Origin of the sequence: Chroococcidiopsis thermalis PCC 7203, from assembly GCF_000317125.1 — a bacterium.
GTDB lineage: Bacteria > Cyanobacteriota > Cyanobacteriia > Cyanobacteriales > Chroococcidiopsidaceae > Chroococcidiopsis > Chroococcidiopsis thermalis.
In genome coordinates this window covers 591669-604798 of sequence record NC_019695.1, presented here as the reverse complement: position 1 = coordinate 604798, position 13130 = coordinate 591669, and the positions used below count along the sequence as shown (strand labels likewise).

13 protein-coding genes and 1 other RNA gene are annotated in these 13130 nt (G+C 45.0%); 5 read left to right on the top strand and 9 right to left on the bottom strand.

Features of this window, described 5'->3' with window-relative positions; translation table 11 throughout:
- The first annotated feature begins 25 nt into the window (after positions 1-25).
- Complete coding sequence (locus tag CHRO_RS02660; protein ID WP_015152632.1) at positions 26-997, top strand: DUF1517 domain-containing protein; 972 nt, start codon at positions 26-28, stop codon at positions 995-997.
- A gap of 105 nt (positions 998-1102) precedes the next feature.
- On the opposite strand, the gene ureG is transcribed toward CHRO_RS02660, so the two are convergent.
- The 3 genes from ureG to CHRO_RS02645 form a co-directional block, all read right to left on the bottom strand.
- Positions 1103-1696 (bottom strand): urease accessory protein UreG, encoded by a 594-nt coding sequence (gene ureG, locus CHRO_RS02655; RefSeq protein ID WP_015152631.1) that lies wholly within the window; start codon positions 1694-1696, stop codon positions 1103-1105.
- Between the two features lie 82 nt (positions 1697-1778).
- Complete coding sequence (locus CHRO_RS02650) at positions 1779-2771, bottom strand: pentapeptide repeat-containing protein (protein ID WP_015152630.1); 993 nt, start codon at positions 2769-2771, stop codon at positions 1779-1781.
- A 66-nt stretch (positions 2772-2837) separates the two neighbouring features.
- Positions 2838-3638 (bottom strand): hypothetical protein, encoded by an 801-nt coding sequence (locus CHRO_RS02645; RefSeq protein WP_015152629.1) that lies wholly within the window; start codon positions 3636-3638, stop codon positions 2838-2840.
- A 41-nt stretch (positions 3639-3679) separates the two neighbouring features.
- Here CHRO_RS02645 and corA point away from each other — a divergent pair, with 41 nt between their 5' ends.
- The 3 genes from corA to CHRO_RS02635 all read left to right on the top strand — a co-directional run bounded on the left by corA (position 3680) and on the right by CHRO_RS02635 (position 5851).
- Positions 3680-4843 carry a magnesium/cobalt transporter CorA gene (corA, locus tag CHRO_RS02640; RefSeq protein ID WP_015152628.1) on the top strand — a complete coding sequence of 388 codons (1164 nt, stop codon included), beginning with the start codon at positions 3680-3682 and terminating at the stop codon, positions 4841-4843.
- A 128-nt stretch (positions 4844-4971) separates the two neighbouring features.
- Positions 4972-5418, top strand: an RNA gene (rnpB, locus tag CHRO_RS30100) — RNase P RNA component class A.
- A gap of 172 nt (positions 5419-5590) precedes the next feature.
- Positions 5591-5851, top strand: coding sequence for a hypothetical protein (locus CHRO_RS02635; protein WP_041462332.1), 261 nt, complete (start codon positions 5591-5593; stop codon positions 5849-5851).
- 324 nt (positions 5852-6175) lie between these two features.
- Here the strand turns inward: CHRO_RS02635 and CHRO_RS02630 are convergent, their stop codons facing one another.
- From CHRO_RS02630 to CHRO_RS02620, 3 genes are read right to left on the bottom strand one after another with little or no spacing between them, the layout of a single operon-like run.
- A complete protein-coding gene (locus CHRO_RS02630) occupies positions 6176-6850 on the bottom strand; it encodes a J domain-containing protein (RefSeq protein WP_015152626.1) in 675 nt (224 codons plus the stop codon).
- 35 nt (positions 6851-6885) lie between these two features.
- Complete coding sequence (locus tag CHRO_RS02625) at positions 6886-8043, bottom strand: HhoA/HhoB/HtrA family serine endopeptidase (RefSeq protein WP_015152625.1); 1158 nt, start codon at positions 8041-8043, stop codon at positions 6886-6888.
- A 49-nt stretch (positions 8044-8092) separates the two neighbouring features.
- On the bottom strand, positions 8093-9253 hold the full coding sequence (locus CHRO_RS02620; RefSeq protein WP_015152624.1) for a M20/M25/M40 family metallo-hydrolase: 1161 nt from the start codon (positions 9251-9253) through the stop codon (positions 8093-8095).
- On the opposite strand from CHRO_RS02620, the gene CHRO_RS31520 reads away from it, so the two are divergent.
- Positions 9234-9452, top strand: a complete 219-nt coding sequence (locus tag CHRO_RS31520) for a hypothetical protein (protein WP_127024186.1) — start codon at positions 9234-9236, stop codon at positions 9450-9452. The two genes, CHRO_RS02620 and CHRO_RS31520, sit on opposite strands and share 20 nt — an antisense overlap.
- On the opposite strand, the gene CHRO_RS02615 is transcribed toward CHRO_RS31520, so the two are convergent.
- The 3 genes from CHRO_RS02615 to CHRO_RS02605 all read right to left on the bottom strand — a co-directional run bounded on the left by CHRO_RS02615 (position 9407) and on the right by CHRO_RS02605 (position 13120).
- Positions 9407-10063, bottom strand: coding sequence for an SAM-dependent methyltransferase (locus CHRO_RS02615; RefSeq protein WP_015152623.1), 657 nt, complete (start codon positions 10061-10063; stop codon positions 9407-9409). The genes CHRO_RS31520 and CHRO_RS02615 overlap by 46 nt on opposite strands.
- A gap of 103 nt (positions 10064-10166) precedes the next feature.
- On the bottom strand, positions 10167-11516 hold the full coding sequence (locus CHRO_RS02610; RefSeq protein ID WP_015152622.1) for an APC family permease: 1350 nt from the start codon (positions 11514-11516) through the stop codon (positions 10167-10169).
- 311 nt (positions 11517-11827) lie between these two features.
- The gene (locus tag CHRO_RS02605; protein WP_015152621.1) at positions 11828-13120 is read right to left on the bottom strand and encodes a sensor histidine kinase; all 1293 of its coding nucleotides are present in this window, start codon (positions 13118-13120) and stop codon (positions 11828-11830) included.
- Positions 13121-13130 lie beyond the last annotated feature (10 nt).

Below are 13130 nucleotides of genomic sequence, written 5' to 3'. Positions count from 1 at the left end.
AATATTGTTTTTCGGGCAGTGAGATATGCGTAATAAACTGCTTTCAGTCATGAAACCGTTGATAAAATCTTTGTTCGTATTCGGTCTAATCGCTACTTTAGCGTTTGGTCAGGCAGATAATGCATTAGCAGCTAGTGGTGGTCGGATTGGTGGTGGCTCTTTTAGAGCGCCTAGCCGCGGCTACTCTACTCCTAGAACATACGCTCCCGGTGGTGGTGGCTACTACGCGCCTTACCCTGGTGGTGGATTTGGGTTTCCTTTCCTGTTTCCCTTCTTTGGCATCGGCGGCGGCTTTGGCGGCTTGTTTACAATCCTGATCTTCTTTGCGATCGCCAACTTTATGTTACAAGCCTTCCGACGTGCTAGCAGTGGTGGTAGCGTAGAGGAATTAGAATACGATAGTAATCCTACTGTCAGTGTGACTCGCGTACAAGTCGGTTTGTTGGCTGAGGCAAGAGGCTTACAGGCTGAACTCAACCGGATTGCCGAACTCGCAGATACTAACTCTCCTGAAGGTAGAGTAGAAGTATTGCAAGAAGCTTCTTTAGCTCTGTTACGCCACCCCGAATATTGGGTTTATGCTGGTGGTAGCACTCAGCAATCTCGCTTGACGGGTGCAGAAGCTGAGTTTAACCGTTTATCCTTGGCAGAACGTAGCAAGTTTAGCGAAGAAACTCTTTCCAACGTCAACAATCAGCTCAAGGCTGCAACGCCTAAAGCAGAATTACCAGCAGGTGACGGCTCTGGTAGTAGCGATTTAGCTGTGAAAGATCCCGGTGAATACATCGTCGTCACTCTGATTGCAGCGACTTTGGGTAAATTGCAAATACCAACAATCAATAGTACTGACGATCTGCGTCAAGCTCTACGTCAATTTGGTAGTATTCCAAGCGATAAACTCTTGGCGATTGAAGTGTTATGGACACCTCAAGCTGAAGGTGACACCCTCAGTTCTGATGATGTTCTAGCAGAATATGCAGATCTGAAATTGGTATAAGATTTGCAGCATCGAATAAATTTGTAGGGGCGCACGGCTGTGCGCCCCTACGCATGTATGACACCTACACGGAAAACGCTAGATTTGCGCCCCTAACGTTTATATTTAGATATAACTCTCGATAAATGCGATCGCCTCTGTTAATCCAGCCTGAGTTTTCAGATTTGTAAAAATAAACGGTTTATCGCCGCGCATTTTCTTCGCATCCCGTTCCATGACGCTTAAATCGGCTCCAACATAAGGAGCGAGGTCGGTTTTATTAATCACTAACAAATCTGATTTGGTAATCCCTGGTCCACCTTTACGGGGAATTTTATCACCTGCTGCAACATCAATCACGTAAATTGTCAGGTCTACTAACTCAGGACTAAAAGTAGCTGCGAGGTTATCACCACCACTTTCTAGAAATACTAAGTCCAGATTGAGAAATTTTTGTTCTAACTGTTCGATCGCGGCTATATTCATTGAAGCATCTTCGCGAATCGCTGTGTGCGGACAACCGCCAGTCTCTACACCCAAAATGCGATCGCTTGAGAGTGCTTGAGCGCGTACCAAAAACTGAGCGTCTTCTTGAGTATAGATATCGTTTGTCACTACCGCAATGTTATATTGCTGACGTAGATGCTTGCATAGCGCCTCGACTAAAGCCGTTTTTCCCGAACCGACAGGACCAGCTACCCCAACTCGAAATGCAGTCATAGGTAAGTCAAAAGTGAAAAGTTAAAAGTCAAAATTGTAGGGTGGGCATTGCTCACCTCACTATGACAATTTCATTTTGAAATTAACTATTAATACTACCATCTGGCATTGTCGCACCGCGTAAGGTTGCACCCGTGAGGTTGGCGCTACTGATTTCGGCTTTAAATAAGTTAGCGTTATCTAAGTTTGCATCGGTTAAGTTTGTTCGTGCCAAAAAGCCTTCAATTAACGAGCTATCAATTAAAATTGCTGCTAGTAAGTTAGCGCGACTGAAATCGACTCGATTCATTCTAGCTTTGGTCAAGTTAGCATAACTCAAATTGGTTTTAGTCAGTTTACTATCAGGTGCGATCGCATGGCTTAAATTAGCACGGGTTAGATCTGCTTCATTCATTAACACTCGTTCTAGTTTAGTATTACTTAAGTTTGCTTCTCTCAAAATTGCCCGATCCAAATTAGCATCGCTGAGAAATGCATCGGCTAAATTTGCCTCACTTAAATTAGCGCCGTATAGGTTAGCACCTCGCAAATTGACTTCAACTAAATTAGCACAGCGCAGGTCAGCTCCAGACAAATCTACACCTGCCATATTTGCCCCCCGCAAATCGGCTTGAAACAATCTTGTACTGCGCAAATTAGCAGCGTATTCTTTCTGTTCTTGTCTGAGGTTAGCACCGCGAAGACAGACACCTGTTAAGTTAGCACCGCTCAAATTAGCATTACGTAAATCTGCATCGATCAAATTTGCATCGAGTAGATTAGCTAGCCTCAGATCGGCACTGCGCAGATCTGCACCTTGCAAAATTGCTCCGTGTAAATCGGCATCGTTTAACTTAATTTCACGTAAATCGGCTTGTGTTAAGTTAGCGCCACTTAATTTTGTGCTACTTAAATTAGCCTTGTGTAACTGCGCTCTATTTAAATAAGCAAAAATTAAATTAGCACTACGTAAATCGGTTTGAGTTAAATTAATACTAACGAGATCTGCACCAAATAAATTAATTCCTTTTAATTCCAAACCGCTAAAATTAATTTCTCCCTTTGCATATCGTTGTATGAGTTCGTTAGCATCCATAAATTATGCGCGGTAAATATTGCAACTGAAGTCAAAAACTAAAAGCTAAAAGTTAAAATACAAACTTCAAAACATGGGTTTAAGTGCTTGACTGATAATATTAGCGATCGCTAGGTACTCGTGCGGCTTGTCCAGCTTTCGGGCTGTTATATCGAGAGTATCAACTAAAGCTTCAAAAGATTGACAAGTATAAGTTATATTCCGAATTAATTCGTATAGCTCCGTACTGCGTAAAGCCGCCCAATCTTGTTGAGTCCAATCAAATTGATGTTCGGTCGCGGAAAATAGTAAGATTTTTGCTTGCAAGGGATTGATTTGAAGCATTATCTTGTGACGGATTTCAAATGGCTCGATTTTTTTCTTAATTTGTACGGACGCTGGTGGAGGGGAATCGGGAATAACCACAGCTTCTTGTCGAATTGCCGGGACTAAAGGAACGGTAATCAGATCGGAATCAGAACTTATTCTGCTTTCTTGAAGTTTGTCTGATTGAAAATTATATAGAATTTCTGCTTCTCCAATAATTGTACTAGCAACACTTAAGTACTGCTCCGGCTTGTTTAGAGTTTGTGCCATTCTATAAACATTTTTTTTCAAGCTTTCTATATCTGAATATTTAATAAGCAAGTCTTGGATTAGATCGAGTAAACTAATACTATTTAACTGATTTTGGTCTCTAGCCCAAAATTGTTTTGCTACGTAAAAAACTAGTTTTTTAATTCGGGCTGAGTCTTCATTTTGCTCTAAAGATTGTACAATTTGAGCGAATAAGGATGAGTTTTCCATAGATTGAGCAGCGCGATCGCTCCAGTTTATACTGTTCCCGTGATAAGAAAGCACGATCGTAACACAACCTAAACGCATCATAAGGATTAAGATCGCGATGGAGTCCCGCGCGCATCTCGTTCATGACAAAATCTCGTATTCGTGCTGCTAAACCAGACACACAGCCTCACTTTGACTACTTTTACGACAAACCAGGTAGTCTACCAGGAACTTTGAATATTGGGGTTGATGCTCAACCACCAGTTATCGTTTTAATTGACTACAACGAAGCAGACGCAACACGCCAAACCTTAGCCACGCCAGAAGAATGTCTTCCCTATCTGGACACCGAATCTGTCTCTTGGGTTGACGTACAAGGCTTAGGTAGCGAAGATATCTTACAAAGATTGGGACAAGTTTTTAATCTGCATCCATTGGTTTTAGAAGATATCGTCAACGTACCGCAGCGTCCCAAAGTAGAAGACGATTATGAAGATCATTTAGTCATGATCGCACGGATGGTGATACCAAAAGAAAGTGGTGGTTTTCATAGCGAACAAGTCAGTTTTATTTTAGGAAAACACTACCTACTTACAGTCCAAGAAGAACCAGAACACGACTGCTTTGAACAGGTACGCCAGCGAATTCGTTACAACAAAGGTAGCGTCCGCAAGCTAGGAGCAGATTATTTAGCCTATACGTTGATAGATTCGATTATTGATGGCTTTTTTCCCGTACTGGAAGCATACGGAGAACAGATGGAAGACTTAGAAGATGAAGTTATTACTAAACCAACGCGGCAAACTTTAAACAAAATCTATCGCGTCCGGCGAGAGTTGCTCAACCTGCGGCGAGCAATTTGGCCTCAACGAGATGCGATCGCCATGCTGATCCGCGATGATAATGACAGTTTAATTAGCGATCGCGTCCAAGTCTATTTACGCGACTGTTACGACCATGCCGTACAAATTTTAGACATGGTAGAAACCTATCGCGAATTAACTTCTGGTCTAATGGATGTCTACCTATCAGCCGTGAGTAACAAAATGAATGAAATCATGAAGTTGCTGACGGTAGTTTCTTCTATATTTATTCCTTTAACTTTCATTGCTGGGGTCTACGGTATGAACTTTAACACGGAAAAATCTCCCTGGAATATGCCGGAATTAAATTGGTACTGGGGATATCCCTTATGCTTAGCAGCTATGGCAGCAACCGCTGCTGGACTCATCTATTTCTTCTGGCGACGGGGTTGGTTTGAAAACTTCTCCGATGTCCAGGATAGAACGTCAAGAAAGAGAGGCTAAGTGTCAGTTACCAGTTGTCAGTTATCAGTTGTCAGTGACCAGTTATCAGTTACCAACAACCAACAACCAACAACTAACAACCAATTACCCATTACCCATTACCCATTACCATTACACTAGATCTAGAGAGAGTAGGCGCAGGCAGTTGCAGCCAGCTTTTACAGCTGGTCTGAGGAAAGTCTGGACTCCCGAAAGACCAAACTTGCTGGGTAACGCCCAGTGCGAGCGATCGTGAGGATAGTGCCACAGAAAGATACCGCCTTTTTCAGCGATCGGCGAACAGTGACCAGTGACCAAATGATAACTGATAACTGATAACTGACAACTGAAAAGGGTAAGGGTGCAAAGGTGCGGTAAGAGCGCACCAGCAGCATCGAGAGGTGCTGGCTCGGTAAACCCCGGTTGGGAGCAAGGTCGGAGGAACTACGGTTGGTCTTTTACCAGTTCCGCTATTGGTGTACCGCTAGAGGTGTCTGGTAACAGGCATCCCAGATAGATAACTGCCTTCTGTATGTAGAGATGCGATCGCGTTGATGCAGCAGAAAACAGAATCCAGCTTATGTCCTGCTCTCTCATATCATCTAAGGCTAGAGGTTGTTACAGCTTCTAGCTTTATTTTTTGTACGTTTTTTCTACGCAGTGTACGCGATGGTCAATTCTGCAAAACAAGGCTACGAAACTACTTGTCGTATAGAACGATGGAAAGATGGTAATTTGCGCTTATCCTTTAGCACCAAATAAGCTCCCTTGTTTGGCAAGCCTTCTGGCTACGCAGTGCGTAAGCGAGTGAACTTGATAGACACTCCGCAAAATTGGAGTGCATTAGAGGCTAAATGCTGGGTAATGCACAATAATGCACTCAATGGTTGTTTCGATCCAACTTTAGAAAAATATAGTTTAAACAATAAACAAAAACTTGCTTTATTAAAACCACCAATAAGAGAGGCAAATCTATTCGACCAGACATTAGAAAAATACAAACCCAAAATAGCAACGCCAGTTCGCTGAACGGAGAAAACCCGTGCATGTAGCTGGTTCCTCAGTACTGTTACCCCAATTACCCCAATTTTTACCCCAAAAGCTAACTTAGCGGAAATTTGGAACAGGATGTGTAGAGGAAGACCGCTTAGTGCGAGTTACATAAAAAAAGCTCTCCAAAATATGGAGAGGCTATTTACTCGCTGAATTGAGGATAGGGTGAGGAGTAACTCATTTACTCGTTGCAGCCATTTATAAGATAGTGAATGAATGTGACATGACTGTGACAGTTAGATATTAATTTGGCTACAAAATGAAGTCACCAATATCGATCCGGTCAATAGCTTTTGCGGATCAAAACATTAACTGGCGTTCTATAGCTTTGTAATCGCGATCGATTTCTCGCCATAACTTCTGGTTATGAGGATCGGCTTGCAAAGCTTTTTTGAGGTAAATTCTAGCGCGATCGCACTGTTGTCGCGAGATCAGCTGTTTTGCCCAACGATGGTAAGCTACAGCTAGCCACGGTTGCACGTCTGAATCTTTGGGAAAGCGGATAGCTAGCTTTTCTGCTATGTCTACTGCTTGCTGAAAATTCTGACGCTTGAGTAAAGTGTAGACTTGGTTGAGCGTACTCAATTTGAGTAACTTTTCTTCTGAAGAGAGGGGAGGAGAGGAAGGCGTGCAGTCGCGTTGCTTAACGTGGAAGCGCACGCCACCTGTACTGTAAGTAGAAGTGGTGTCTGGATGTGGTGTAGTTTTTGTAGAAGTGCTGGAAGATGGCTGCGATTGGAGGGTGAGTAAGGTGCGGTATGCTTGGACGATGAGTTTGAACCGATCTTCCGCAGTGCGATCGCCTGGATTGAGATCGGGGTGATATTTCCGCGCCAGCTGGCGATAAGCCATTTTAATCTCTTGCGCCGTCGCCGTTGGGGAGATTTCTAAAACTTGATAACACCAGTTGGGATTGGGCAGATTATCCATACTTAAGGGACAGGAAAATATTTTGGAGGTGTAGAGACGTTGCATGAACGTCTCTGCTCCCCATACCTAATATGCATCCTTTAGCTAGCGCTGGCAGGAAATTCACCAGCTCTTACCGAGAGCTGAATATTTCTGCCATTGCGACTGACTTCAAGCGGGATATTGACACCGATTTGGCTATTTTCTACTGCTTGCTGCACTTGATCGGCAGTTTTTACTTGTTGCCCGTTAATTTGCTGGATCACGTCGCCAGGACGAATCCCCGCAGCAGCAGCAGGAGAATTGCGCTCGACTCCTAACACGACTACCCCTTGGTTGGCGGAGATAGTGACATCACCATTTGACTCTTGGGCTAGGGTTTCTCGAATCTCATCGTTGAGAGTTGCCATTTGAACCCCTAAATAGGCGCGATCGATCCTTCCTTTAGCAACCAGTTGCTCGGCGATTTGCTGCGCTCGATTGATAGGAATCGCAAAACCCAAACCTTGAGCGCCGCCGATAATTGCCGTATTCATTCCCACCACTTGCCCTTGTTGATTTAATAGGGGTCCGCCAGAATTACCGGGATTAATCGCTGCATCAGTTTGAATGAAACCGACGCGCTTGTCGGGAACGCCTACATCACTGCTAGAACGACCTGTAGCACTGATGATACCAGCAGTAACAGTATTATCTAATCCTAAAGGATTGCCGATCGCGATCGCCCACTCTCCAGGTCGGAGGTTGTCAGAGTTGCCTACTGTTACCGTAGGTAAATCATTGGCTTGAATTCTCACTACAGCCACATCTGTCAATTCATCTCTACCCAAGACCCGACCAGTAAATTTGCGTCCATCTTTCAGGGTGACATTGACCGTATCAGCTCCACCAGTAACGTGAGCGTTTGTCAAAATTAAACCATCCGGCTCAATAATAAAGCCCGAACCAGTTCCCCGCACTACCCTAGCTCCAGGTTGTCTAGCGCGGGTAGCCCGTGCCGCATCAATACGGACGACCGCTGCACCAGTACGGTCTACAGCGTTAGCAATAAAGTTAATATTTCCGCTAGGAACCTGAGCCGGGAGCTGAGCAACTGATGGCGGGATTAACTCCGGTCGATTGGGTAATAGCTGGGTTCCTAACAAACTACCCGCAGCCCCCATAAATATTAAAGATAAATAAGTGACTGACTTTTTCACAACAGAATTCTGAGACATTGTAGGTTTGTTGTTGGTCATTTGTGATTGGTCTTTTGTCATTGGTTAATGGTTATTTGCCATTAACCATTAACTATTAACAGCCCACACTTCAAAGCAATTGCTCGACAATCTCTAGTCCCACGCTGACAGTTTCATCAAGTAGATTTGAGTCTACTTGCTTGTCGTTTGGCGTGTGGTAGTTAGGTTCGCGCCCTCGGTGAAAAAATAAAACTGGAACTTTTGCCGCTGCAAAAGAAGCATGGTCGCTACCACTGTAAGATTCAGAAGTAGACAACCCACTTTGCGCTGCTTTCGCTCGGGCTGTGAGCTGAGGTGTACCACTCACGCGAAGACTAGAATTTACGCCTACCATATCAAAATTTAGCATTGCCTTAAGGCTAGAGATAAACTGTGGTTGGGCGGTTTGTACGAAAGCTTTAGAACCATGTAACCCGTCTTCTTCGCCATCAAAAGCCACAAACCAAGTTTGGTTTGCTAAGGGAGTTTTAGAGATTCTGCGGGCAATTTCTAAAACAACAGCCGTCCCAGAAGCATTGTCATTCGCCCCTGGCGCACCTGGTACGGAGTCGTAATGAGCGCCCAGGAGTATTTGGGGTCTAGCGATGCCAGGTAGATGAGCTACTACATTACGTCCAGTAACTTGACGTTGCCGAGTATTGACGTGTAAAGTGGCTGGCTGTGCGGTTTGAGAACTTTGTAGTAAAGCAGAGCCTTGTTCTCTAGATAAAGCCAAGACAGGAATTTTACTGACTCCACCACCGAGAGAAGCCGCGAGTTCTCCCGATCTGTCATTAATAATTGCCACGGCTACCGCACCCGCAGTACTGGCATTTTGTACCTTTTCGGAAAACCGAATTTCTCCTCTTTGGACAACTGCGATCGCGCCTTTAACATCAACCCGAGCAAAATCTTCCGGTCGTCCGACGTTGGGTACAACTACTAACGGCGCATCAACTTTACCTGCAACCGATCCACTCAGAGGTAAACCTGTAGTTTTGGTCTTTCCTACTATCAAACTCGAACCTAAATCCTCAAATCGAGAGTAGGTAAAAGTTTGAATTTGAGTTGTGTAGCCAGCTTTGCGGTACTCCGCCTCTAGATAGTCACTTGCCTTTGCCATAACTGGCGTACCAGCCACTCTAGGACCGAGTTTTACCAAGGCTTCCACATCTGCCCCAGCTCGTCCAGACTGCGCCAAACTCGCCGTCGGTAGGGCGACTAAAGTAGTTATGAGTATTGCGTATTTCATAGGGAGTCGGGAGTCGGTAGAGGTGGGTTTCCAAACCCGCCCGTCCGGGAGTTGGCAAGAGGAGACAAGGGGGACAAGGGAGACAAGGGAGAAGTTGCAAGTCGCCCATTCGCAATTAATTGCGAATTCCGAATTCCGAATTCCCCTCACTCCTCACCCCTGTAAATTAGCTGGTGGTTTTTCAGGAACGACCCAGTAATAAAGGGTGTGAGTCCGGTTTGGTCCTTGTACTTGTACTGTGCGCTCGGGTTTCCATTCACCCATGTCAAAATCGTGGGAAACAATCCGAGTACCAGGTTTCAATTGTTTGAATAACTGGGGTCGCAGTTTGACATTAATATCTGGTAGTAGGTACAGCGTCACGACAGAGGCTTCATTGAAATTGGACTTAAACAAATCTTGATTGAGAAATTGCACGCGATCGCTCACGCCTGCTTTTTTGGCATTTTCGTTTGCTTCTTCAATTCGCTCGGGATTGATATCTATACCTACAGCCCTTTTTACGCCATATTCTCTCACGGCAGTAATAGGAATGCGTCCGTCACCGCTACCCAGATCGTAGAGGACATCTCCTTTTTGAACTTTTGCCAGTTTGAGCATTTCATCCACAACTTCTTGAGGTGTAGGCACGTAAGGTACGTCAGGTTCCCGTTGTTCGGTTTGTCCTGCTGGTGGTGCTGTTTGAGTTGTTTGAGCAATATTAGGTTCTGCCTGGGCATTCAGCCCTGTCTGTTGCGTACAACCGATAATGCCCATACTAACGGCGATCGCACCTACCGCGATCGGTTTGAGTATTAGTGGTAATTGCATCTGTATTTCCTCTTGTCAGTTATCAGTTGTTAGTTATTAGTGAAGAAAGGGAGCAGGGAAAATGACTTACGACTTACGACTTCTTTTCTCTATTGCCTTATATCTAGTGCCTGCGACGCACCCAAAACAGTACAGGTACGCCCACAACCATCATGCTAATACCGACGATCGCCCCAATACTGTATGCCTGACTGGAAGCATAGGTAATACTGGAGTAAAGTAAATAAGCACAAATGGCGCAAAAAATCAAGGGAGTAATTGGGTAGCCAGGGACTTGAAAAGTTCGAGGCGTGTTGGGTTCCCGTTGGCGGAGGACGAACAATGCTATTCCCGACAGTAGAAAAAAGCACCAAAATACGGGTGAGGTGTAGGCTGTCATCGTTTCAAAGCCTTTCTCGCCTTCGTGAGTGATCGTTCCTAGAAGAACGAGTCCTAATGCGATCGCCCCTTGTATGAGTAAAGCATTGGTAGGTGTGTGACGGCGATCGCTCCATTGCCCCAACAAAGAGAAAGAGCGAAAGTCTTGTCCTAAAGCAAAGTTCGTCCGCGCTCCTGTAAAAATTGTGGCGTTGATCGAACTCAGTGCAGTCACAGCCACGATAAAGCTAATTAATCTTGCCCCACTTTCGCCAAACACCCGCCGCATCAGATCGGCTGCTACCGCTTTGGAATTTGCTACACCAGCAATCCCCAGTCCGTGGATGTAAGCAAAGTTGACTAACATGTAAAGTCCAGCAATCAGAGCGATACTCAACAGCAACGTCTTAACCATGTTGTGTCTGGCATCCCGCACTTCTGCCGAAATGTAGGCTGCTTCGTTCCAGCCACCGTAGGTTAAAAGTACGAAGACCATTGCCAGTCCGAAAGCTCCACCGTTATTGGTTGGTGTACCGTTAGGTACGGGAGTAGTACCAGCTACAGTAATCATTCCAGCAATGATGACCAATGCCAGACCTAATACCGTTGATAGTGTCAGTAAGTTTTGCGTCCACTTTCCCTGCTGCACGCCCATGATATGCAATCCGGTCAGAATAGCAATGCAGAGGGCTGCATAGATCGCAGAAGAATAGCTCCCTAGTGGCAAGATTTGGGATGCGTAGTCACCAAACGCATAAGCAAACAGCGTAATCGAACCAGTTTGAATCACCGTCATCCGCGCCCAGGCGAAGAGAAAAGCAACGTTCGTGCCAAAGGCACGCATGAAATAGTGGTAATCCCCGCCTGGGTGAGGATATGCTGTCGTCAGTTCGGCATAACAGAGAGCGCCAATCAATGAGGCAACCCCACCTAGCAGCCAAGCGAATAAGATAACGCTTTGACTACCAGCATTCTGAGCCACCAGAGTGGGAGTCTCAAAAATTCCAGCGCCAATCACCATACCGACGACGATCGCGCTTGCGTCCACCACTGAAAGGGTTGGCTTCAGCGCTGGTGATGCTACTTTATTTGCCATATCGTCAATTTTTTAGGTGAAGACTTAATGTCAATTAGAAAGCTCAGTCATATCTACTGCTTCTGGCTAATGGTACTTGTATTAAAAAGGTACTTGATGGTAAGTTCGTCGATTTTTAGCCACAGCTCATTGCTGTATAACTAAATTTCTCAACGGGTATTTACAAGTAAAAGTTGCTAGAAGTCAGCGACTTCTGCATATTACTTTAAATTGAGTTTGCCGCACAAATATGACATGAATGTGTCATTGGTCATTGGTCATTGGTCATCGGTCATTGGCAAGAGGTTTCTTACTTACAACTGACAACTTAATTACCTTAAAGGCAGTTCGATTTTAAAAGTTGCGCCTTGTCCCAGGGTGCTTTGGACGGCGATCTTGCCTTTGTGTGCCTCGACAATTTGTTTGGCGATCGCTAAGCCTAGACCAAATCCACCTGTTTGCCGCGATCGCACAGTGTCTACGCGATAGAACCGCTCAAAAATATGGGGTACATCTTCAGATGGAATGCCGATGCCATTGTCTTCAATTTGGACGATCGCTCGATAAGATTGGGTAAATATTCGCAAGCAAACTCTACCTTCAGAGGGGGTGTACTTGAAAGCATTATTCAGCAAATTTCTCACCGCTTGTTGCAATAAATCAGGTTCGGCAACGAGTTTTATTGGTTGTTCTGGCAGTTGAACAACAAAATCTAACCCCTGTGCTGCTGCTTGTGCTTGATATTCACTCACCAACCGTTGCAGCAAACTGACGAGATCGATACTTTTGAGCGCTTCAGTAGCCAACGCTCCTTCATGACGTGCTAAAAATAGCAAATTACCGATCAGCGTACTCATTGATTTTGACAGATCGACAATATTTTCTAAACGCTGGCGCGGACTATTTGTATCCTCTGCTGGTGCTAATAAGCCCACTTGGGCATTACTCAAAATTGCTGCGAGAGGGGCGCGTAATTCGTGTGAAGCATCAGCAGTAAAACGCTGTAATTGCTCGTAAGCACGGCGAATTGGTTTCATCGCCAGCCCTGCCAAGTACCAACCCGTCAACCCAATTGTACTAAGAGCTAGCGGTACGCCGAGCGAAAGATACAAGCGCGTTTGCTCTAGACTCTGGCGCATAGAAGTCATTGGAGTTGCCACTTGTAAATAACCGATGAGCAAATCCGCTTTTAAAACTGGTAGTGTAATCTGCCGCAACCACGTTTTAGAGCTAGAAAGTTTAAGCAGTTTTGAGCGTGTGGGAGTTTGAATTGTCTCAAAACCAGGAGCTAGCTTGAGATACTTCGGTGCAGGCGGAGAACCAACAAATTGGACTAATTCCCCTTTAGAGTTGTACCAGCGAGCGTAAGCAATATCTCCTGTTATTGGTAATGTATTATTGCTTAGCATCGGCAGTTGTTCCAGATCGAACTGCCATCGACCCTGATAAAATTGGTACTCTGCATCCGTTGCGATCGCTTTAGTCTTTTTATACAAATTGCGATCGAAATTCCGCAATTGTTCTTCCACTTCCAAGTAGTAAACTACCCCCGCAAAAACCACGAGGATGCTTCCCATCGATAGAGCAAACCAACAAGCTATGTTACGGCGACTGCGACTGAACATGATGAGGGGT